The sequence below is a fragment of the Nitrospirillum guaranorum genome, from assembly GCF_034653275.1.
Taxonomy (GTDB): domain Bacteria; phylum Pseudomonadota; class Alphaproteobacteria; order Azospirillales; family Azospirillaceae; genus Nitrospirillum.
In genome coordinates this window covers 613441-636371 of the sequence record NZ_JAYEES010000002.1, presented here as the reverse complement: position 1 = coordinate 636371, position 22931 = coordinate 613441, and the positions used below count along the sequence as shown (strand labels likewise).

18 protein-coding genes and 3 pseudogenes are annotated in these 22931 nt (G+C 59.9%); 15 read left to right on the top strand and 6 right to left on the bottom strand.

Annotated elements, in window-relative coordinates; translation table 11 throughout:
- Positions 1-225 precede the first annotated feature (225 nt).
- The 13 genes and pseudogenes from UAJ10_RS08410 (at position 226) to UAJ10_RS08350 (ending at position 16734) form a co-directional block, all read left to right on the top strand.
- Complete coding sequence (locus tag UAJ10_RS08410) at positions 226-696, top strand: hypothetical protein (protein WP_322914935.1); 471 nt, start codon at positions 226-228, stop codon at positions 694-696.
- A gap of 143 nt (positions 697-839) precedes the next feature.
- Complete coding sequence (locus UAJ10_RS08405) at positions 840-2150, top strand: MFS transporter (RefSeq protein WP_322914934.1); 1311 nt, start codon at positions 840-842, stop codon at positions 2148-2150.
- Positions 2151-2339: 189 nt separating this feature from the next.
- Positions 2340-3491 (top strand): glycosyltransferase family 61 protein, encoded by a 1152-nt coding sequence (locus UAJ10_RS08400; RefSeq protein WP_322914933.1) that lies wholly within the window; start codon positions 2340-2342, stop codon positions 3489-3491.
- A gap of 165 nt (positions 3492-3656) precedes the next feature.
- Positions 3657-4007, top strand: a complete 351-nt coding sequence (locus UAJ10_RS08395) for a transposase (protein ID WP_322914932.1) — start codon at positions 3657-3659, stop codon at positions 4005-4007.
- Complete coding sequence (locus UAJ10_RS08390) at positions 3956-4525, top strand: IS3 family transposase (RefSeq protein WP_322915019.1); 570 nt, start codon at positions 3956-3958, stop codon at positions 4523-4525. Before UAJ10_RS08395 ends, UAJ10_RS08390 begins: the two co-directional genes overlap by 52 nt.
- 105 nt (positions 4526-4630) lie before the next feature.
- Positions 4631-5683, top strand: a complete 1053-nt coding sequence (locus tag UAJ10_RS08385; protein WP_322914931.1) for an IS481 family transposase — start codon at positions 4631-4633, stop codon at positions 5681-5683.
- A 46-nt stretch (positions 5684-5729) separates the two neighbouring features.
- Positions 5730-6041 (top strand): annotated as a pseudogene (locus tag UAJ10_RS08380) (transposase); the annotation flags it as partial.
- Between the two features lie 579 nt (positions 6042-6620).
- Entirely contained in the window at positions 6621-7598 is a 978-nt protein-coding gene (locus tag UAJ10_RS08375) for an NAD-dependent epimerase/dehydratase family protein (RefSeq protein WP_322914929.1), read from the top strand.
- A 48-nt stretch (positions 7599-7646) separates the two neighbouring features.
- The gene (locus tag UAJ10_RS08370; protein WP_322914928.1) at positions 7647-12413 is read left to right on the top strand and encodes a glycosyltransferase; all 4767 of its coding nucleotides are present in this window, start codon (positions 7647-7649) and stop codon (positions 12411-12413) included.
- 146 nt (positions 12414-12559) lie between these two features.
- On the top strand, positions 12560-13972 hold the full coding sequence (locus tag UAJ10_RS08365; protein WP_322914927.1) for a sulfotransferase family protein: 1413 nt from the start codon (positions 12560-12562) through the stop codon (positions 13970-13972).
- Between the two features lie 25 nt (positions 13973-13997).
- Positions 13998-15665, top strand: a complete 1668-nt coding sequence (locus tag UAJ10_RS08360) for an AMP-binding protein (protein ID WP_322914926.1) — start codon at positions 13998-14000, stop codon at positions 15663-15665.
- Positions 15662-15904, top strand: coding sequence for an acyl carrier protein (locus UAJ10_RS08355; protein WP_322914925.1), 243 nt, complete (start codon positions 15662-15664; stop codon positions 15902-15904). The genes UAJ10_RS08360 and UAJ10_RS08355 overlap by 4 nt, the downstream gene beginning before the upstream one ends.
- A complete protein-coding gene (locus UAJ10_RS08350) occupies positions 15904-16734 on the top strand; it encodes a WcbI family polysaccharide biosynthesis putative acetyltransferase (protein ID WP_322914924.1) in 831 nt (276 codons plus the stop codon). Before UAJ10_RS08355 ends, UAJ10_RS08350 begins: the two co-directional genes overlap by 1 nt.
- Before the next feature lie 78 nt (positions 16735-16812).
- Here the strand turns inward: UAJ10_RS08350 and UAJ10_RS08345 are convergent.
- The 4 genes and pseudogenes from UAJ10_RS08345 to tnpB (UAJ10_RS08330) all read right to left on the bottom strand — a co-directional run.
- Positions 16813-17487: pseudogene (locus UAJ10_RS08345) on the bottom strand (transposase family protein); the annotation flags it as partial.
- A gap of 43 nt (positions 17488-17530) precedes the next feature.
- Positions 17531-17614 carry an SEC-C metal-binding domain-containing protein gene (locus UAJ10_RS08340; protein WP_322915018.1) on the bottom strand — a complete coding sequence of 28 codons (84 nt, stop codon included), beginning with the start codon at positions 17612-17614 and terminating at the stop codon, positions 17531-17533.
- 104 nt (positions 17615-17718) lie between these two features.
- Positions 17719-19369, bottom strand: a pseudogene (tnpC, locus tag UAJ10_RS08335) (IS66 family transposase).
- Between the two features lie 56 nt (positions 19370-19425).
- A complete protein-coding gene (tnpB, locus tag UAJ10_RS08330; RefSeq protein WP_322914922.1) occupies positions 19426-19650 on the bottom strand; it encodes an IS66 family insertion sequence element accessory protein TnpB in 225 nt (74 codons plus the stop codon).
- Between the two features lie 300 nt (positions 19651-19950).
- On the opposite strand from tnpB (UAJ10_RS08330), the gene UAJ10_RS08325 reads away from it, so the two are divergent.
- Positions 19951-20139, top strand: a complete 189-nt coding sequence (locus UAJ10_RS08325; protein ID WP_322914921.1) for a hypothetical protein — start codon at positions 19951-19953, stop codon at positions 20137-20139.
- On the top strand, positions 20117-22210 hold the full coding sequence (locus tag UAJ10_RS08320) for a recombinase family protein (RefSeq protein WP_322914920.1): 2094 nt from the start codon (positions 20117-20119) through the stop codon (positions 22208-22210). Before UAJ10_RS08325 ends, UAJ10_RS08320 begins: the two co-directional genes overlap by 23 nt.
- 13 nt (positions 22211-22223) lie before the next feature.
- Here UAJ10_RS08320 and tnpB (UAJ10_RS08315) read toward each other — a convergent pair whose 3' ends face one another.
- Together tnpB (UAJ10_RS08315) and tnpA are read right to left on the bottom strand one after the other, a co-directional pair.
- Complete coding sequence (gene tnpB, locus UAJ10_RS08315; RefSeq protein ID WP_416235352.1) at positions 22224-22382, bottom strand: IS66 family insertion sequence element accessory protein TnpB; 159 nt, start codon at positions 22380-22382, stop codon at positions 22224-22226.
- A gap of 5 nt (positions 22383-22387) precedes the next feature.
- Entirely contained in the window at positions 22388-22777 is a 390-nt protein-coding gene (gene tnpA / locus UAJ10_RS08310) for an IS66-like element accessory protein TnpA (RefSeq protein WP_322914919.1), read from the bottom strand.
- Between the last annotated feature and the right edge of the window lie 154 nt (positions 22778-22931).

Below are 22931 nucleotides of genomic sequence, written 5' to 3'. Positions count from 1 at the left end.
CAACAGGGCGCCCGCGGCAGGCGTGTTCGCGTGATGGCGGGCCGGGGGCGGAGGGGTGTAGAGTGATACGGGCGGAGCCGGTGACGGTTCCCCCGGCAGTCCTGTGACGGCGGTCTTTGCCATTGGTGCCGACATGGGCTATGATTTGAGAATGATTTGCATCTACGGCGCTTGGCCTGCCCTGGAGTTGGGGTGGAAGCGGCCGGGGGACTGATGATGTCGTTGATGGATGCCATTGCCGGAACGATGGACCATACGCCGGAATTCGGCCCCGGCGAGCATTTGCTGGTGTGGGCCTTGCGGCGCATGGTCAAGGGCAAGGACTACGGCCCCCTGGTGGGCCGGGAGTTCGCCGACACCTGCGGCGAGGATGGGCGCGAGGTGCTGGCCACCCTGCACACTTTCCTGCTGGCCCTGATCCACACCTGTCGTCGGGAACTGTGCATCGGCCATCCCGGCTGCCCCAGCCTGACGGCGGATGAACGGCAGGTGCTGCAGCTGGTCGCCGCCGCCCAGAACGGCAAGGAGGCGCAATTCGATGCCCAACTGCGCTGGCTGGCCACGGATGAAGACCGCCCCGCCCTGGCGATGACGGCGCGGGCCCTGGCCTTCGCCCTGGGTAACAACCACCTGACCCTGACGCCGCCGGCCTCGCAATTGCCGACGACCTGCGAACGGGAAGCCTTGAGCGCCTGAGCCCGCCTTTCCCTTAACCGGCCGCGCCGTCCTTCGGATCAGTGGCATCGGCCTAACGCCGATGGCAAAGTGCTGCGCTGTCGCGACGCCGGGTCTTGCGACATATCGGGAATCTTGGGCGCCGGGATGGCGGGGACGGGGGCATGCGGATACTGACCAAGGCGGCTTACGCGGCCCCCAGCGTGGGGTTGGCGGCCTTAGGCTTGCCGTTGCTGATTTATCTCCCGGACTATTACGGAACGGTGGTCGGGCTGCCCCTGGGTCTCGTGGGTACGGCCTTCCTGGTGGCGCGCTTGGCCGACATCGCCGTCGACCCTGTCGTGGGCATCCTGACGGACAGGACACGCTCCCGCTTCGGCCGCTTCCGACTGTGGCTGGCGGTCGGCACGCCCCTGTTGATGCTGGCGGTCCACTATCTGTTCATGCCGCCGCCCAACGCGGGATTTCTCCATTTGGCGCTGGGCTTGGCCGGGACCTATACCGCGTGGTCGCTGTGTTTCGTCTCCCATCTGGGGTGGGGCGGCACGCTGTCGGAAGACTATGACGAGCGCAACAGCGTCTTCGCCTGGTGGCAAGCGCTGTTCCTGGTCGGGGGGCTGGTCGTCACCGCCCTGCCCCTGACGCCCGCCTTGCGCGCGACACCGCAGCAGATGCTGCCCGCCATGGGCTGGTTCGTGCTGCTGAGCCTGCCGCTGGGGGTGGCCGCGGCCCTGAGTCTGGTGCCGGAGCATAGGGGGAGCCGCCGGCGGGCACCCGCCCGACGTGACTATCTCAAGCTGTTGGGCCAGCCCTCTATCACCCGCCTGCTCGCCGCAGACTTCCTGTCCAGCGCCGCCATCTATGCCGGTGGCGCCATGTTCTTTTTCTATTATGGAACCTTCCACGGCCTGGACAGGCTGCAGACGGCGACGTTGCTGTTCGCGGTCAAGGCGGGCGCCATGGTGGGCGCTTATGCCTGGAGAAGGCTGGGCACCCGCCTGGAAAAACACCGCGCCATGACGCTCGCCTTCGGCGGCTTGGCCACCATGTACCTGATCCTGCATCTGATTCCATGGACCACTCTGCCCATAGGCCTCATCATCCTGGGCGCCTTCGGTGTCTTCCTCTCCGCGGATCCGGTGCTCGTTCGATCCATGATGGCGGACCTGGCCGACGAACACCGCCTGGCCACCGGCACCGATCAAATGGGCATCCTAGCCTCCTTGCTCTCCGTTTCCGATAAGCTGGCCGCGGCCGTGGGGCCGGCGCTGGCATTGACCGCCTTAAGCACCGCGGGCTTCGACACCCGGGCCGCAAGCGCGCTGCAAACACCCCAAGCCCTCACCGTGCTGGCCGTCGCCGCCATCTGGGTACCCATGGCTTCGCACATGACATCAGCCTTCCTGGTCAGCCGGCACCCACTGACCGCCGCTCGCCAACAGTCGGTTCGATCCGAATTGGCGGTACTTGATTGAAAGGTGGGTGCTCATGCAAAAACGCCGCCAACCGTCAGGCGGCTGAACCAGCATGCCGATGTTGCGGCGGAGACAATCTAATGCAACACTCCGAAACAAATGATTCTACGCTAAAGATAGCGCCAATTTGACTCCTACGTACTAGATGAGCACAATGTTTGTGTATTTGCTAACGCCGAGGATATGGCTTTGAATGATTCAGTTTCACTGATCGTCAGAAGCCTCGAATCCATTGTAAATGGAATTGATCAATCGTCCCTTGAAGCGGCTGGCATCACGCGCGTCAACCAGTTGTCCCCCAGGGGCAGCTATTCACGACGCCCGATGGCCCTGGTAGACGCTTTTCACATTAAACCCGAAGTTCGTGGGGCTTTTGATCATTATAGAAATGTCTCTGAACAATTCTATCCGCAGATAAACGCGACAACGTTGGCAGATGCGCATGTTGCTGGGCAAGGGACGGTGGTCACGCGCAATGGAATTCTTGTCGAAGAAAGCGCAATAGAGTATCTGGCCCACCGGCAGATCCCAGAAGGCTTCCGTCAGGGTGAGATGGACCGAACCTTTGCATTCGCCCATCCTCCGAGTTCCGTGGTAGAGACCCCGTGCATTTTAGTAAAACGGCCTTGGTATCGTAATTACGGCCACTGGCTGGTGGATAGCGCGACAATTCTTGCGTATTTTGCGCAACAGATCAACGCCGACCGGTTAACCATCGTGGTTGGCTCCAACGAAAGCCAAATACAAAAAAATATCGTTCAGGAGACCATAAACAAAATTTGCCCGGGCGCCGGCATTATCGAGATGCCCGACAATGTCACGTGGCGATTCTCCGACCTGCTTTATATCACCCCCTTACATCGCCCTCCGATGATCAAGTGGCCGCCGGCCATGGCCAAACTCAAGGCGGCTTTCGTCGACAGCGGGGGCAGAATCAACCCCGGTGCGCGCCTGTATCTGTCACGGGCAGATGTGAAGACGCGCACTTTGGCGAATGAAGACGCACTCAAGAAGTTGCTTGACCACTTCGGCTTCAGAACAGTCTTCACCAGCGGAATGTCGCTGACTGAACAAGCGCAGTTGCTCGGTTCCGCCGAGGTAGTCATGGGTGTCAAGGGCGCGGCGCTGGCCAATCTGGTATTCTGCCAGCCCGAGGCGACCGCGATATGCCTGTCCCCCGGCGACTTCATCGACCCGTTTTTCTGGGACGTGGCTGGGCAGTTGGGAATGACCTACGCCGAAATCTTTGGTCGAGTTGTCACAAGCCATCCCGTGGGCCGCAATGACTTCGTGATCGAACCAGAGCGCCTGGAGGGGGCACTGAGAGCGTTGTTGGGATAGCGCGGCGGGCGGCTTCTGACCTTGACCTAGTTTCTCCGCGATGTAGCATGAAAGTTTGGCGGCTTCATCAGCCGGAGTTAACCCCGGCCTGGAGTGCGCCCCTTGGGGTGGACACCGCGGGTGTAGAAGATTGACAGTAACGTCGGGCCTTGCAGGAGTGGGGTCATGGCGAAGCACCGAGTTCACAGCATCGCGTTCAAACGCCAGGTGGTTGCCGAGTACGCGGCCGGGGAAGCCCTGTACGGCCTGGCGAGGCGGCATGGCATTTGCCGCAACCTGATCCGGGTATGGGTGGCCAAGGCGGAGGCCGGCGAATTCGACGAGGAGGTCGAAGCGTCGAACCTTCTGGCGGAATATGAGGGGCGGATCGCCGCCCTGGAGAGGCTGGTCGGTCGGCAGGCGCTGGAGATTGAGTTTCTAAAGGGGGCGCTGAAGCACGGACGCTCCGGCAAAAGCGGGACTACATCCGTGATTGCCGGCCCGTCGGTCTCAGCGTCGCCGAAGGCTGCCGGCTGATGGGGGTCGCGCGCTCCACCTACTATGACGTTCCCGTCGAGACGGATGGCGACGCCATGATCCTGGACCGGATGAAGGCAATCTGCGCCGAGTTCGAAAACTACGGCTATCGGCGGGTTGGCGCGGAACTGCGGCACCAGGGGTTGGTGGTCAACAGCAAGAAGGTACGTCGGCTCATGCGCGAGCATGACCTGCAACCCCGGCGCCGGCGGCGTTTCGTCGCCACGACCGACAGCGACCATGACGAGCCGATTTTCCCGAACCGGGTGCCGGACATGATGCTCACCGGCCCTTATCAGCTCTGGGTTGGCGACATCACCTATGTCGCCGTGACGGCCGGCTTCGTCTATGTGGCCGTAATCCTGGACGCCTGGTCACGCCGCGTTGTGGGGTATGCGATCAGTCGCTCCATTGACGCCCGGCTTACGATCTCGGCCCTGAAGGCTGCCATCACCGCGCGAAACCCTCCCGCCGGGTGCGTCCAACACACCGACTGTGCTGAGAGAGTAATGACCTGACAGTCCCGGCCACACCGGCCCCCGCGGGAGCCGGTGTGGCCATGCCACCTCTGGTAGGGTTTGATGGAGTTGCGAGCAACATCAACCCAAAGACCGGAGAACGACATGACCACGGCACAGAAGGTAGCACGCCGTAAGCTGAGCCTGCTTGAACTTGCGTCCGACCTCGGCAACGTCAGCAAAGCCTGCAAGGTAATGGGCTACAGCCGACAGCAATTTTATGAGATCCGCCGGAACTACCAGACCTTTGGCGCCGATGGCCTGATCGACCGTCTGCCCGGCCCGCGCGGCCCCCATCCCAACCGCGTGCCGGCGGAGGTGGAAACGGCGGTGCTGGACCATGCCCTGGCCCATCCCTGCCACGGCCCTCTGCGGGTGGCCCAGGAACTGGCCATGCGGAACATCCAGGTATCATCCGGCGGCGTGCGTGGCGTGTGGCAGCGCCACAACCTGCTGACCAAGCACGACCGACTGCTGCGCCTGGAGAAGAGCACGGCGGAGCGCAGGCTGACCCTCTCGGACGAGCAAATCCGCCTGCTGGAACGCTTCAGCCCAGAGTTCCGGGAACGGCACATCGAAGCGCCCCACACCGGCGCCCTGGTGGCCGTGGACACCTTCTTCGTCGGCGTCCTCAAGGGTGTGGGCAAGGTCTACCTGCAGACCGCCATCGACTGCCACAGCCGTCATGCCTGGGCCAGGCTCTACGCCAACAAGTTGCCGTTGACCGCTGTCCAGACCCTGAATAACGACGTGCTGCCCACCTTCGAGGCCGAGGACGCCACCGTCGAGGCCGTGCTTAGCGACAACGGCCGCGAGTTCTGTGGCCGCGAGGACCAGCACCCCTACGAACTGTTCCTTCAACTGGAAGGCATCGAGCACAAGCGGACCAAGGTCAAACGCCCGCAATCCAATGGCATCGTCGAGCGCCTGCACCGCACGCTGCTGGATGAGCACTTCCGCGTCGAAGGCCGCCGCACCTGGTTCGACACCATCGAAGAGATGCAGGTCGTGCTCGACCAATACCTGGTCGTCTACAATACCAAGCGGCCCCATCAGGGGCGCGGCATGAAGGGCAGAACACCCCTCCAGGCCTTCCGCGACGGTATCCCCAAGCCACAGAAGGAGGCGCCCGAAGCCGACCTCAAACCCGCCGCCTGATAACCTCACCAGAGGGGGCGACTGTCAGGGGATAACCATCTCTGTACACACCGACCGTGGCAGTCAATACGCCAGTGCCGCCTACCGCAAGATCCTGGCAGACAACGGCTTGGTCGGCTCCATGAGCCGGCGTGGCAATCCGTATGACAACGCCAAGGCCGAAAGCTTCATGAAGACGCTGAAGGTCGAGGCCGTCTATCCCATGGCATATGAGACCTTCGACGATGTCGTGGCGGATCTGCCGCACGTCATCGACCAAGTGTACAATGCCCGGCGCCTTCATTCAGCGCTGGGCTATCTCAGTCCCGTCGCTTTTGAGGATCAACACGCCCGACCGCCTGTCAATTCCGCGGCTTGAAAACTGTCCACCCCAAGGGGCGCACTCCAACTTTTCTGGGGAGTATTCACCCGCCACTGACACGCCTGGAAAAAACTCGTCGAACAGCCTTATCGCATCATGTCCATTGGACTGCGACTGTGGGCCAATCGGTCGTAATTAACGCTCGTTGGTATTAGAGGCTTCACACCTAAATTTGAGGGGTATTTACCCCCGCCCCGCTTCCGATTTTATCGCTTTGCCTATGGAAATAGTGACAAAATATATAACGCATAATGCTAGTAATTTTCTGAAATTACATCAAAATATATTATACATTTTATTTCGATACATGGGGAAATTATTATGTTATAATCAAATATAAAAATTAATACATACGATATTACTTCAATGATAACTCATTTCACTTACCTTCGAAGAAAGCTTCAGTCCGCAAGGCCGCACGTATCGTTAAGGTGACATTTACCGGAAACTTCCTTAAATTCCCCTTTATTAGATTGCGTAGGGCAAGCGTAAAGTGGCATCAAATCTCCTGCTGGGGCCGGGAGGCCCCCCGGGGAAGATCGCGGGCCACACCCGCCTCGTACAAGGAATTTTGTAGTGACCAAGCGAATCCTGGTTTGCGGAGCGGGCGGCTTTATTGGTAGCCACCTAGTCAAAAGGCTGAAGGCTGAGGGCGCCTGGGTTCGGGGCGTTGACTTAAAACTGCCGAGATACGAATCGACTGAAGCCGATGATTTTGCCGTCGGCGACCTACGTCAGCCCGATTTTGTTCGCTCTGTAGTCGATCAGCGGTTCGACGAAGTATATCAACTGGCCGCTGACATGGGAGGCGCCGGATTTATATTCACAGGCGCCAATGATGCGGACATTATGCACAACTCGGCAACAATCAACTTGAATGTGCTAGAGGCATTGCGCAAGCGTAACTGCAGCCGCGTGTTCTATTCTTCATCAGCTTGCATTTATCCGCAAGAAAATCAAGAAGATCCCGATAATCCGAATTGCGCAGAATCAAGCGCATATCCAGCGCATCCCGACAGCGAATATGGCTGGGAAAAACTGTTTTCGGAGCGCCTATACCTCACTTACGGCCGCAATCATGGTTTCCAGGTGCGTATTGCACGCTACCATAACATTTTCGGCGAACTGGGCTCATGGAACGATGGCCGCGAAAAGGCGCCAGCAGCCATGTGCCGCAAAGTCGCTCAGAGCACCGATGGCGACACCATCGACGTCTGGGGCGATGGTCGGCAGACTAGGTCCTTCCTGCATGTCAGTGAATGCTTGGAGGGAACCATCCGCCTGATGCGGTCTGACTTCACTGGACCTGTCAACATCGGTTCAGAAGAAATGGTGACGATCGACAACCTAATTGATCGTGTTGCAGCCATTGCTGGTAAGCACATCAACAAGAACCACATCCCCGGCCCCACAGGTGTGCGCGGCCGCAATTCGGATAACCGGCTAATTAAGGAAAAGCTGGGCTGGGCCCCCAGCACGACCCTAAATGATGGCCTGATAAAGACCTATACTTGGATTAACGCACAGGTCGAAAAGGGCCGCAAGGACATCTAATTCAATCTATATTCCACACTATACTATATATTTCTTATGGATGGCCATATGTTCCGCGTAGCAATTGACTGTTTCCACTTTGTCGGACTCAAGGGCGGCTCCGGCGGAACCGGCAGCTATCTCATGTCGCTCTTGGAGCATATGGCCCGCTTGACGCCAGTGGAAGTAATTGCCTCCCCCAGCAACGCGCACTTATTCTCCGAGCTTGAGCGTAAGCTTCCCAAATTAAGCCTCTTTGTTGGTGAAGCCAACCAGCATGGGGCCGCCCTGCGCGCGATGCAGGGACGAGCGGACGTTCTGTACGCTCCTTTCACGTCCCTGCCCGAGCGCGAGACCTATGCCAAGCTGCCGACGGTCAGCGCCATCCATGACCTACAGCACCGCATACTCCCGGGCTTCTTCGGCCCCAGCGAGCGGCTTGATCGGGATGCCGCCTACGCGACCGCAGCGCGCAACGCCGATGGCATCTTGACCTTTGCGAATGTGGAGCGTGACAATATACTACGGATATATGGGCCAGACGCCCGCATCGGGGTGGTGCCCCACGCTCCCTTTCTCGCTGAAGCGCTGCAGTTGCCGGATGGCCTTTCGGCCAGCAGTGCAGCGGCCGAAAAATACGGCCGTTACATAATCTACCCAGCCGTCAACTGGCCGCATAAGAACCATTTCCGATTGCTGGAAGCTTTTCGACAATTGTGCGAGCGTCCGGGGTTGGCGGACATCAAACTTGTGCTGACGGGTGCTACCTGCGTAGAGCAACGCGACCACGTCTATCGCCAGGTCCTTGAATTCCCACAGCTGCGCGGTCGAGTTGTTGACTTGGGCTTCGTTTCCTCCCGTCAGTTGCATCAGTTGATCCGCGGCGCCGTAGCCCTGGTCTTCCCGAGCCTCTATGAAGGATTCGGTATTCCCGTGCTGGAAGCCATGCGGCTCGGTACGCCAGTGATTGCGTCAGACCTGAGTGTGTTCCGCGAATGGCTGGGAGATTGCTTCATTCCGTTGACCGATCCGTTCTCGCCCTGGCGTATGGCGGAGGATCTGAGCAATGCCCTGGCCGATCCGTCGCGGCTAGCGGATTACGCCGGTCGCGGCAATCAGCGCAGCCTGGAATTCACATCCGTTCGCATGGCCAATGATACGTTGGCCTTCCTTAAGTCCGTGGCGGACGCACCTCTGGTCACCCGCCGCCCGCCCCCCAGTGACCTATCTATCGACAAGACCTGGGCGCGCACGCCGAAAGGGGTCAAGCTCCACGTTGACTTGGTTGCCAATGCCGTCTCGGACGCGGTGGCAGCAGCCCGCAGCCTGATCAGCGCCGGCCGAGGTGCCCCCCCAGAATTCCATTTCTTGGTTGCGGAGGATTCGGGCATGGACGAGGCGCGCCGGCGCGCCATAGCTGCCCCTTTAGAAGGACTGGGGACCGTATCTTTTTATGACCCGAGTCTGCCGCAGCATCGGGGCTTGACGACCCGATTCCAGGTTACGACTTATGATCGGTCCGAATTCCATATCTTCGTGTCGGGCGACGCTCTGGTCAGCTTAGCCCGAAAACCTGAGACCGCCATCGCCGCGTGGGATGGACGCCAGCTACGTAGCGGCGTTAACGACGCGTACTATCTGGGGACGGGCAAGTGGCCAGTGGTACGGGCCACCGTATTCGATATGCTGCACGCCGATCCTGAAGGACTAGAAGCTTTGTTGCTGACGGCACCAGAGTTGAGCAGCCAGCTTTTCGCCATATCCACAGCGGCCTACCGCCGCATGGGGGGCGACCCTTTTGTGCCTGCGACCCTCGCCTCCTTGATCGTCAGTGGACGTGTGGCGCAACCTCGCCGCCGCTTCGCCTATATCGAGCCTGAACTAATGCGGTATGTTGGCCATCATTACGGCCTGACCCGTACCATCTGTCATGTGGCGACCACGGCCAATTTCGATTGCGTGGTCGGCGCTAATCGGGAGTGGCGGTCGGAACTGGATGGCATTGACGGCACTATCCCAGTCCTACCCCTATTCTCCAGCTTCATCGACGCCTCCCAACCGCACGTGGTGCCCAGCGTTTTCGCTGAGGAGTTGATCAGTTTCATTTCCGGCGCCAACTTAAATAGCGCCGACTTAATCTATCTCCATATGCCCTATCCCACCTTGATGGTTGGCATATTGCAGGTGGTAGCGACAATGCCGCTAGCGGAGCTTCCCACTATCTGTATCCGCATCTGCACGGATGACGACGCGTTTAAGGGCCATGCGATCCGACAAACCAGCGTCATCAACGCGGTCCAGGAACTGGGAGCCGTCCGGCGCCAGCGAATTCGCTTCTTCGTCGAATCGGCAGTGCTGCAAAGGCACTTCGAGCAAGAAACCAATCTAACGTTGCCCATTTTGCTGAATCCGACAAGTACGGATCTAGCGACCGCGCGACTGGCAGCCAACGAACGCCGCCGCGCGGCATCTGCGGAGGCTCCGCTGGCTTTTGGATACTTCGGCGAAGCGCGGGAAGAAAAGGGCTTCTTGCTGTTGCCGGACATGATTGAGACGCTGATTCGCCGGCACGGTCCCAAGGCGCTGCGTTTCCACATTCAGGTCTCTACAGCTCCGGTCAACGAAAACGAGCGGATCGCAGCTGCTAGGCAGCGATTGTTCCTTTTACAGCAGCAAACGCAGGAAGAAGGCACCCTGACTCTGCACGGCGAGTTTGGCAGCATGGCCAGCTATTACCAGGCCATGGCCGCCTGCGACGTCATGCTCTTGCCCTACGATCCTGAGGCCTATGCAGTCCGCGGATCGGGCGTGGTGTTAGAGGCCATGCGATTGCAATGCCCCGTCGTGGTCACCAGCGGTACAGATATGGCCGCGACCTTCGCCGGCGAGGCCTGTCTAACCGTCGCGCACAACGCTCGCGCTTTCGCCGACGGCTGCACCGAATTGCTAAAGCACCGGGATGAGCTGCTTAACCGAACGGCACGTTACGTTGCTCAAACTCCGTTTTTCAAGACGGACGCGCAGTTTATGGCTGCCCTCGCCGCGCCCGAGACAACTGACACCACCGAGTCTCCAGTCGTTTTATGGATTGGCAATGACGTACTGTCGCAGGGCGTCAGCGCGGTCTACAAGGCCCAGCGTAGCTTTTTCCGGCGGCAGGGTTATGAAATATATAACCTCTATGTTCCTTATCCCGACGGTGGTGGCTATCTCCACAGCGATGAAGCGCTCGAGAAATACCTCGTTGGCAACTCATTGGGTTGGCGCCACGGCGGTTTTGACTTCAACTGCTTCGCCTGGATTGCAAACCAAGAGCGTAGCGATGCTCGTATCGAGATACTACAGAGCATCGCCAGAAGCGGCGGCAGCACGGATAAGCTGACCGCCCTTAACAGCTATAACCGAGTGCCACGCGCTGTGGAACGCCTGCTGGCTCATCGAAAGGTAAGGGTGGTTTGCCTTAACTACGTCCACCTTCTGCCCGTCGCGGAAAAACTAGGTTTGGTGAATCGTCCAGAGGTCCGGCTGATCCTGGAAACGCACGATATCCAGGGCTATCAACACGCAATCCGCGCCAGCCGAAAACCGGATGCAGAGGAAGTCGAGCGGGAATTGGCTTTATTGGTCAAAGCTGATTGTGTTGTTGCGATTAGCCGTCGCGAGCTAGCGGAAATCCGGGACTTCAATCCCCATTACAATGCCCGCTTCATTTTGCCCACTGTCGTCAAATCCGATGCACTCTCAGGATGGCAACCTGGGGGCAGCCAATTGCAGAGCGCAGAATTCGCCAGCTGGCTCCGGCGCCCGGATCTCCAAGCCGCTTTCGACCTGCGCACGCCGAAGTCACTTGTTGCTTTTGCTCGGTGGGCTATTCTGTACGGGCATACTGAAGATAGCGCTTTTTCGGCTCTGGCCAGGCGCATTTTGGGTCAGGCACCGCCGCTACATCCAGAATTCCCAGCTGACGCCAATGCTCAACAGGTCTCTACCTATCTCGGGTGCGTCTGGCAGTGGCGTGCCGATGTCGCGGCCGCTTTCCCGGAAGCACAGGATCCCGAGCATCCCGACCGCGGCCGTCTAGTTGCTTGGTTCCGAAATACTGGCGCCCGGGAACATAAGGTTACTCTCGACGGCATCATCCCGATTCCCGTTGTGAACATAGAACCCGCAGCCGAGCCGGTCGATCTGGTCGAAGCGATCGCTTTGGCCAGGCCCGATCGGCTGGCGACGCCGGGCTTCCTGGATAAGGCATCCACTTGGCTACAAAGCCACGGAGCCATGGATGTGTTGATCGTAGGCAGTGACCATCCTTCTAACGTACGCAGCATCAAATGGTTTCTGCGGGAGGTTTATCAGCCCCTCCTGGCGCCAGCCGGTGTTGGTCTCGTCATTGCGGGCCGCGTTTGCCGCGTGCTGGACGAAGACCCGACAATAGCCCGCGAGGTCCTGGCTCTACATGAGGTTGAAAGCTTGGATCCGCTATACAAGGTAGCCCGCGTGATCGCTGCCCCTGTCATGGTCGGTACCGGCACGCCCATCAAGGTCTTGGATGCACTGGCTCATGGGCTATGCGCCACCATCTCCAGCTTCATCGATGATGCGCTGGACCTCAGCGGTAACGGCTTCCCGCTGTGCGACACAGCAGATGACTTCGCCAGCGATATCCTCCATCTTTTGGGGTCGGAAGAGGCCCGCGCCGGCCGCCGAGCTCTTGCCCAGGCATTCGCGGATCGTTACCTAACGAATGAAGCTTATGATCGAGAGTGGTTGGACATGGTAAACGGCCCAGCTGCGCCGCGGGAGCACCGCGCCGAGCCGGCAACCCCGGTTGCGTGAAAGCAACGAGGGCCACAAGGGCTGTCTAGCTCTCGTGGGTATTCAGATAGACCTTTCGTCTGATTTTACTTTGGCCCCTATGCGGTAGGATAGGTCAACATACCACCGGAGCTATATCCACTGGTGTAGATTGAGGCAGTTTAGGCATGGAAAAACAGCGCCATTTAATTTGGCTAGGCGTTTCGGGCGCACCTCGTAGCGGAACGACTATTCTTGCATATATTCTTAATCAGCATCCTGAAATTGGCCTTTTCGTTGAATATGGACTGGAACGTTACATCCGGGCTGTGGGCTCCATTTTCGATCGGGCGGATGAGTTGGACAGTTATGATCAATCCGTTACAGCCTCGAAAAGGGCCAAACCAAAGCCGGTCACTAGTCCGCAAGACGCAGTCGCTAGTCCGCAAGACGCAGTCGCTAGTCCGCAAGACGCAGTCGCTAGTCCGCAAGACGCAATAGATGCTTCGGAAATTGAATCTCCGCCGACTGGAAACGCGGAAGACAGAGCAGAAACGTTCTATCAGTCGCGGCGAACCGTGTCTAATGCCGGGCCATTCCGCCCATCTCGGCACCAGCATGAAGACCAGATGCTTGTGGCTGGTTATCGCATGGTTTTTCCTGGCCGCAAGCTACGCGTCGTCGGCGATAAGATGCCGCTATTCGGCGTCAAGAACGATGTCGTGTGGCTGCGAAAGCGTCTTCCCCATTTCCGTCTACTACACATCGTGCGGAATCCGTTGGACGTCATCAATTCATCACTAAGCCGTCGGAACAAAATGCGGCGAGGAGAAGATAATTGGCATGTCCAGACAATAGAAGAAGCCGCCTCCGAATGGATTTCGGAATGGAATTGGCTGCAGATGGTCCGTCGTGAAATGGGAGATGCCATACTTATTCTCAAGTACGAGGATGTCGCTACAAATACTGAAGCCGCGTTGAAAAAGATCTGTAAATTCCTAGAACTGTCTTCGCCACTTTCTCCGAGCTTTGAAGCCATTCCGGATAGCCTGCGCCTGTATGCCTTAACTGATAGAGAAAAAGCTAAGGCCATTTCCTGGTTTGGCCCTCTCTCAAGGAGTTGGGAGAAAAGACCACTTAGTGTGCAACTTGGAGTGGCTCGGCGCCTGCCAACCATCCTTGAGCCTGGCAACGAGATTGATTTCACGCAACAAGGGAAAAGCCAGCAATTTATCCAATATGGATTTTACGATACTGAGCCGACAGGTACGTGGACCGACGGTGAGCGAGCCGAAATCGCTGCTAACCTGGGCTTCAATGAAGAAGCTTGCCGACTTACAGTAACTTTTCGTGCCATTTCTTATTGCCGACAGATTCGAGTACTGGTGAATGGTGTCCTCATTTCCACAATTGAGATTGATGAATCTCCTTGGGAAGAACGTCGGATCGACATCGACTTCATGCATCCCGTGGCAACAGTGGAAGGGACTGTCATAACGCTTGAAATCGACAGACCTAAGGCCCCGGAAGATCCCCCGACAAGTGATTCTCGCGCAATGGGCATCTTCATAAAGTCTATTTCCATAGCGCGGCAGGCATGATCAGTCAGATTGGAAGATAAACACGATGAGCAATCCCGGCGATACGATTATCAGTCGCCTGCGCATCACGGCGGAGTCGTCTCCCGATAGCCTTTTCTGCGTCCATGTACTGAATGGCCAAGAGGAATTTATTTCCTATGGCCAACTTTGGCGAAGGAGTTTGAGCTATGCTAGGAAATATATTTCCAGTGGAAAGGAGCCCGGTGATATAATCCTTATCATTGTCCAGCACTCCCCCCATCTTTATTATGCATTTGTTGGCGCAATGATGGCGGGCCTCATCCCGTCCATCATGCCCCATGCGACCTCGAAGCAGGACCCCGCATTATACTGGGCAGCCCACAAAACACTGTTTGACCGCATCCAACCCCGCTGCATTGTCGCCTCTCCGTCTGTTGCCGCTGCCTTGCTCGCCCACCTTCCTGAATGGTTCCATATTGTCACGGAGATCGGCGAGGTAGAGGGCGTCGCGGTTTCAGATGCCACGCTATGCCACCGACAGCCTGACGACATCGCCTTCCTGCAGCACAGTTCCGGCACAACAGCCCTGAAAAAGGGCGTAATGCTGTCGCATGCAGCGGTGCTAGGCCAAGTCAATACATACGCCAAGGTCCTGGGCTTCAATAGCGGCCATCGTATAGCTTCCTGGCTGCCGCTTTATCACGACATGGGATTGATTGCGGCATTCATAATGCCGCTCATCGTGGGCGCCAGCGTGGTGATGTTGGATCCCTTCCAGTGGGTCGCCAAACCGGAAACCCTGCTAGAAGCGATACAACAGCATCGGACGCATTATTGCTGGCTACCAAATTTCGCCTTCAACCATTTGGCGCGAGCGGCGCGCATTCCGCAACATCTGGATCTTTCCAACATCGTCGCCTTCATAAATTGTTCAGAGCCATGCCGCGCCGACAGTTTCCGTCTCTTCGAGAACCGTTTCCGCCCTTATGGCCTGCCGGCCAATAGCTTGCAGGTGTGCTACGCTATGGCGGAAACTGTCTTTGCCGTCAGCCAGAGTGCACTTGGTTCGCCGCCCCTGATCGCCCTCACCGATGCGGAAAGCTTCCACGCCAGTGGTCGGGTGGAACCACCTCGCGCGGGGCAGCCGCAGCTCGAGTTCTTGTCCTGTGGCGCCCCGCTAGCTGAAACGGATGTCCGTGTTTGGGATGCCGAAACTGGAAAAGTCCTGGAAGATGGAGAGCAGGGACAGATCCATCTCCGTGCACCATGGATGTTTTCCGGTTACTTCGACTTGCCTGACCTGACGCGGGAAAAACTGGCCAATGGTTGGTACCAGACGGGCGACCTGGGATTCATGAAAGAGGGGTACCTCTATATTACCGGCCGCTCGGACGACCTTTTGATTGTCTATGGGCGCAACTTTTATGCTCATCATGTAGAAGAGATTGCCCACCAGTTCGCGGGCGTCGTCCCCGGCCGCTGCGTGACGATTACCGTCGACAGCGTGGCATCTGGCACGCGGGAGGCAGTCCTGATTGCCGAGGTCAATTCCGGCGTGGATGAAGGCGACCTGCGGCGACAGATTAAGGAGCGCGTGCTGTTGCTGCTCGGCCTCAACCTCCACCGTTTGAAGTTTGTATCTGCGGGCTGGCTCGTAAAGACGACCAGCGGCAAGATTGCTCGCGCCGCCAATAGAGATAAGTACCTGAGAGAAATGGATTCCAGAAGATGAATGAGGAAATATTTCTTAAAATTCGTGCCATCATAGCGAACCAATTCCTAGCTGATCCCGAAAGCATCACGCCGGTGACATCCGCCATCGACGTTGATGGCTGGGATTCCGTTTCGCATACGATGCTTATATTGGAAATTGAAGAAAGGTTGGGAATCTTGCTTCCATCAGAAGATGTTGGTAGCTTGGAAACGGTTGCGGATCTCGCCGCCCTGGTCGAACGTCGAATGCGGGAATAATGAAGCCCACGCTGATCGTTTATGGCAACTGCCAAGCTGGCGTTTTCTTTTACGCGCTGAAGGCTTTTCCCGAAGTCGCCGGGCAGTGGGACTTGGTGACAATGCGAAATTTCGTCCATCCGGTGGAAGGCCATGACAAGTTGCCGGACGACGAAGTCACCCGCTGCTCCCTTCTGCTGGAACAGGGCTCCCCCAAAGGAGACAGCGCCTTTCCCTACCGAGACCGACTCCCTGCGGACTGCCGCACCATCCGCTTCCCGCCGCTTGACACCAATCTCCTATGGCCATTTAACTTCGTCGATACCCGCAACAAGCCTGAACCTCCAGAATTCCCCTTTGGCCGCTATCCTTACGGCGACCGCATCGTGGTTGAATTATTACGGGAAGGCCTGAGCGGTGATGCGTTGTGGGACGCCTACCAGACGCGTAGCGTTGAGCGCATGCCCAATCTGGAACGGTTGATAGACCTCGAAACCACGCGTCTGGATGAGCGGGACGCCCGCTGCGACATCACCATGCGTCCCGTCATCGAAGAGCATTTCCGGACGCGCCGTTTATTCCTGACCCCCAATCATCCGGCTTGGTTCCTTCTCGGCAATCTATACGGCCTTCTGATCGAGGCCATCCTTGGAGATGGTGTCGATCGCCGCGAGGCTTGCTTGAACCACTTTGAGCGCTGGCAACCCTGGTCCAATGAGACATTGCCCATCCATCCCGAGGTCGCCCGGCGCCTGGGGCTTAATTGGTATGACGCTCAGGAGAAAGTGTCTTTCTCCGGCAGGGAATTGACATTTGAGGAATACATGATGCGCTATATTAATTTCATTTGACCATTCGAGATCGATTGGCTCTACTTGGTCACCTGCGGATAGTCACTAAGTCGCCCGTGAAGAATGGCCCTGACCGGTTCAATTTGAGCTGATCAGGGTCATTTCGTTTTGGATTTGGAGAGCGCAGAGCAGGGCACGCCAAAGGGCTTTGAGCCACCTGACGAGGAGGTGGAAGTTGAAGCCAGCGGCTGCGAGGACGGCATTGATACGGTCGCCGTGGCGTCCCTTGAGGTAGTTGCGTCCCATGCGGTGCTCGGCCTTGAGGTGGCCGATGATGGGCTCGATGGCGGCGCGGCGCTTCATCTCGCGCTTGATGGCGGCAGTGGTCCTGCGGACCTGGCCGGTGATCCAGACCGTGAACTTGTTGGGATGGTCATGGCCGCGATAGCCCCTGTCGACGTGGACGCGGTCCGGCTCGCGTCCGGTGTTGGCTTTGATGTCGGCGACGGCGTTGGCCAGGGTGTGCCCGTCGAAGGGGTTGGTGTGCAGGGCCTGGGCGTGGAGGACGAAGAGGCCGCCCTTGGGCTTGGTGATGGGGACGGCGACGCTGACCTTGCAGCCGAACTCGTAGGGGGCGCGGGCCTTGCCCTTGCCGATGCATTCGACCTCGGGGGCGTGGAGGGAGTAGACTTTCTGCCCGCGCTGGCGCTGGGTCTGCATGCTGACCTTGATGGCCAGGTCACGTAAGGGGCCGTAGCGGGCCAGGAGGTCTGGGGCCTCGGCGCCTCCCTTGGCGGCGATCTTGCGGTTGATGTGTAAGCGGTGGGCGTCCCCCATTGGTTTGGCGGTTGACGGCTCAGTTTGCGCCGCAGCAGCGCTTGTATTTCTTGCCTGACCCGCAGGGGCACGGGTCGTTGCGTCCGACCTTGGCCTGACGGATGGACGCTGGCTTTGCGGATGGGTGGTAAGCGTCCGGCCTGGGCCGTTATGATGGCAGCGCTGAGGCAATGTAAGCATGCGGTGTAGGCCGCAGGTTGGCGGCGATCAGGCCGCCGCGGCGGGCGCCGCCGAGGCCGTGGGTGTCCAGCGCCAGGGCAGCAGTTCGTCGAGCCGCCGGCTGATCAAGGATGGTATCTTGCCGGCCGAGCAGGTCGTGCCCGGTGCCCCGTACCAAATCCGTGCCTCCGATCTCCAGGACGAGCGGGTGATCACCGCGATCAGGCGAACAAGTCGTCCGTGTCGCGGTGAATCTGAAAACCAACTTCCAATGTTCCCAGAGGCTTAACAAAGAGGGGTATAATGAACAAGGCGTCACGATGGCGCGCAGGCTGTTCTCGGCGCGATTGTTGTCGGCTTCCAGACGGCCATCGTCGAGGAAGCGGGTCAGGGCGGCACGGCGCTTGAGGATGTAGCGGAAGGCCTCGGCCAGGGCCGACTTGCCGGACAGGCGGGTGGTGGCGTCCTGTGCCCAGGTGAAGAACGCCTCCAGCAGCGGCTTGGCGCGGGCACGCAGGGCAAGCCGCTCGTCGGCGGGGTGCCCCCTGGCCTCGGCCTCGATGGCATAGACGGCGGCGATGCGTTCCAGCGCCTCCTTGGCCACCGGCGAGGCTGTGGCCTGCCACACGTCGAAGATCTTGCGGCGGCTATGGGCCCAGCAGGCGACCTCGATGATCGGGCCGGGCTTGGTCCGGCCGGGTTCGTACAACTCCTCGAACCCGGCATAGCCGTCGGCCTGCAGGAAGCCGGTGTAGCCCTTCAGATGGTCGCGCGGCCGCTCGCCCTTGCGGTCGGGGCTGTAGAAGTAGGCGGCGGCCGGTGGGGCCGTGCCCCGGAAGGGCCGATCGTCCCGGACATAGACCCAGAGCCGCCCGGTCCTGGTCTTGCCGTTGCCCGGCGCCAGCACCGGAACGGGCGTATCGTCGCCGTGGATCTTGTCGGCGGCGAAGACATGGGCGCGGATACCGTCGATGATGGGCGCCAGCAACCAGGCCGCCTGGCCCACCCAGTCGGCCAGGGTGGAGCGGTCCAGGTCCACGCCGTCACGGGCATAGATGGCGCTCTGCCGGTAGAGCGGCAGGTGGTCACCGTACTTGGCCACCAGCACGTGGGCCAGCAGGGCCGGGCTGGGTCGTCCGCGGGGAATGGGCAGGTTCGCCGCCGCCGCCTGGCTGATGTGGTCGCACCGCTGGCAGGCGTACTTGGGCCGGACATGGCGCAGCACCTGGAAGCGGCCCGGCACATAGTCCAACACCTCGGTCACGTCTTCGCCCAGCCGGGACATTCCGGCGCCGCAAGCGGGGCAGGTGCAGCCCACCGCCGTGCGGGCATCCGGCTCATGCACGACCTCCTGGCGGGGCAAATGATCGGGCAAGGGCCGTCGCTTCGGCACCGTCCGCTCTTGAACCGCAGGGGCGGAAGCGTCATCGGGCAACGCCGCGACGGCCTCGGCCTGGGCGTCATCGCCCTCCAGGTCTTCCAGTTGCAGCTCGAACTGCTCGATCTGCCGAGCCAACCGTTCCGAGGACTGGCCGAACTGCATCCGCCGCAGCCGCGCCAAGTGCATCTTCAGCTTCTCAATCTCCAGCCGCGTCAGCCGGACGGTGGCCTTGGCCGCCCGCAACTCCGCCTGGCAGGCCAGGGCGAAGGCGCGCAGTGCGTCCGGATCGGACGGAAGATCGGCGGTGTCGAGCGACATGGCCCATCTTATCAAAACCCTAGGAAATCGGCCAGAATCCAAACAGAATCAGAGGCTCACAACAGGCTGGGTGCCCCCGTTGCCTCCGGCGCCACGGTGCGGCGCCAGTCGATGCCCTCGACCAGCAGGGCCAGTTGCGCCGGGCTCAACGTCAGCCCGCCGTCCACGATCGGCGGCCAGACGAAGCGGCCCTTCTCCAAACGCTTTGCAAACAGGCACAGGCCCGAGCCATCCCAGTACAGCGCCTTCAGGTAGTCGCCACACCCCACGTCATTCAGCATACCGATTGCAATTTATCGTCGTCGAATATCCGTGGCATCCGCTCCATGGCGCGCACCTGTGCGTCTACGGACGTTGCGGCAAGCGGGGTCGGCAGATCCTGTATATCGAGGTTGAACCGGGCCTCTCGCGCGAGTTGCCCGCCTGGATGGCCGATGCCGCTACTTGCGCGGCTATGTCGCCGGGCTCGCCTGAAGTCGGCCTTGCTTACCTGAACGAGTTGCGAGCTGTGCTCGACAGTCATTCGGCGAAGCTGGCGCCGGGCGGATCATCGACTCCCTCGACGAACAAGGAGGGGTCAGATGAGACGCCACACCAGCAATCAACTCGTCCTCGATCTCGGTCACGGCGGAAGGACGCCTCTGCCGCCGATCCCACCGGAGGGGCTTCTTCAGGCATTGGCCGATCTGCTTCTCGAAGCACTCGGCAAGCAAAACAACGCCCTACAGGTCAATCGGGAGAGTGATGATGCAGCCGAAGATCACGCCTAATCACCTCGGCCGCGGCGCCGTCGTCTATGTCCGACAGTCCACATTGGTCCAGGTTATGGAGAATACGGAGAGCCAAAGGCGGCAATATGCTCTCGCCGAGTCTGCACGGTCTCTCGGCTTTGCCACGGTCGCACTGATCGACGACGACCTGGGCCGCTCCGGCTCGGGGCTGGTCGAGCGTCCGGGCTTCCAGAAGCTGGTCGCGCAGATCTGTGCCGGTTCGGTCGGCGCCGTCTTCTGTATCGAGGCGTCACGCCTGGCCCGGAACGGGCGTGACTGGCATCATCTGATCGATCTTTGCGCACTCGCCGGGACACTGGTGATCGATCCCGATGGAACCTACGATCCTCGCTTGGTCAATGACCGCCTCTTGCTGGGCCTGAAGGGGACCATGTCGGAATACGAGCTGAGCCTCCTGCGCCAGCGTGGGATTGCAGCGCGCGACGCCAAAGCGTTGCGAGGTGAACTGCAGTGCAGCTTGCCGCCGGGCTATTGCTGGAACGAGATCGGCCAGATCGAGATGGATCCCGATGAGCGTGTCAGGGGCGTCATCGAGCTGCTGTTCGCCAAGTTCCAGGAACTTGGTAGCGCGCGGCAGGTGCTGTTATGGGCGCAGGATCAGGCGCTGCAGCTGCCGGTTGCCCGGCGCAACAATCGTAGCGCCTGCAAGCTCGATTGGCGACCCGCCGCATACCATACGGTAAGGCAGGTCCTGACGCATCCGGCCTATGCCGGAGCCTACGTGTTCGGTCGCACGACCCAGCGCACTCGCGTCGTCGATGGTCGTGCTCGCAAGACCACCGGCCATTCGAAGCCGATGGCGAGCTGGAACGTCCTGCTCCGGGACCATCATCCCGGATACATCAACTGGGAGCAGTACGAGGCGAACCAGAAGTTGATCCACGAGAATGCCCACATGCAGCGCCGGACCGATCGCAAATCGGCCCGTGGTGGCCGGGCGCTGCTGACCGGCCTGGTGCGCTGCGGGCGATGCGGCCGCACGATGCGCGTGTTCTATGGTTCGCAATCCGGCCACGCCCATCGCTATCACTGCCGGGGTGACGACAGTCACGTCGGCGGCTGGCTGTGCATCGGCATCGGCGGCGTCCGCATCGATCGTGCTGTTGCTGCGGAGATCGTCGCGGCGGTCTCCGTGCATGCGGTCGAGGCGGCCATCCAGGCTGCCGATCAATCCGAGAAGGCGGATGCGGAAATCCGGCAGGCCGTCTGCCGGGAACTTGAAGAGGCGCGCTACGAGGCCACCATGGCCGCCCGACGGTATGAGCTGGTCGATCCCGCCAAGCGATTGGTCGCGCGTGAACTCGAGACGCGCTGGAATACGGCGCTCGAGCGTGTCGCCCATCTCGAAGAGCGCATTGCCAAGCATGACGTCACCTCGGCGCTTCGTCCAAAGGTCGATCGTACGGCGCTCATATCTTTGGCTCGTGACTTGCCCGCGACCTGGAACGCTCCCGGTACGGACATGCGGACCAAGCAGCGGATCACACACATCCTCATCCGCGAGGTCATCCTCGACCTCGATGAGACGAGCAACGAGGCCATGGTCATCATTCATTGGCAAGGCGGCCGTCACACCGAGCTGCGCGTGTCGCGCGTCAAAACCGGGCGCCATACCGCCGACCGCCAGCCCAATGCCTTGGAGGCCATGCGCCGGCTCGGCGGGCAATGGTCGGATCGGGAAGTTGCGGTGACGATGAACCGGATGCACTGCAAGCCGCCCGATGGAAAAGCATGGACGGCGGTACGAGTTCGGGAGATGCGCGAACGGCTTGGGATCGCACCCTTCGATCCGAAGGCACGAGGCGAAGAGACGATCAGCGCCGAACAGGCCGCAGCCCGCCTCGGAATCTGTGTCGGTTCGGTTCATAAGCTGATCCGAGAGGGCATCCTGCCCGCAACCCAGCTCATGTTCTCGGCGCCGTGGCAGATCCCAACAGCCGCGCTTGAAACCGACGCCGTTAAGGCAGGCGCGCGGGAAATCGCAGCCCGAAGGCCAAAGTTCTATAAGCGATTCCAGGAAGATAAGTCGATTAAGCTACCAGGCTTTTGAGCAGAAGGATGCACTATGTCACGTGACCGCCACGCTTGCCCCGGAACAGGAACAGATGACCGCTGAACGGGTCGGCCTTCAGCACCTGCTGCACCTTGGCCGCCAGCCCATCGAAGCCGTTCCGCAGGTCAACCGGCCGGCAGGCCAGGTACACCTTGGTGCCGGGCGCCACGCTGATCAAAACGCAACCTTCAGGACCCGCACCACCCGCGACAACGCCTTCTCGTTGACGAGCGCATCCACCCGCAGCCGCACACCGCTGGGAAGCTCGACCTCGATCAGGCCAGCACGATCCCGTTCCCCAGGAACCACCGCCTCCGATCCCGGCGGCGGGCCCTCGCTCTCCGGGACGGTCCCCAAGGTCAGGAACTCCAACGGCGCTTCGGACCGAAACGATGCCGCTGCCTTCTGTGCCGCCCGCCAGTTATAGATCAGGCTGCGGGGAACGCCGTACCGCTCCGCTACAACCGGCACCTTGCCGCCTGCCGCGTCAACCTCGGCCAGCAACGCCACCTTCTCTTCTGCCGTCCAGCGCCGCCGCCGCGCCAGCACTGTCGCCTCTGCCACGTTCCCTCCTTCTGGACCCCTACAGAAGGAATCCCGACGGCAAAGCTTCCGCAGCTTCGTCAGCGGCGCAACACGGTCAAGGCCGGACGCTTACGGTGGGCGTGCGGCCCTGATCTTGGCGATCTTGTGCAGGACGAGGGTACCCCTCCGCCGG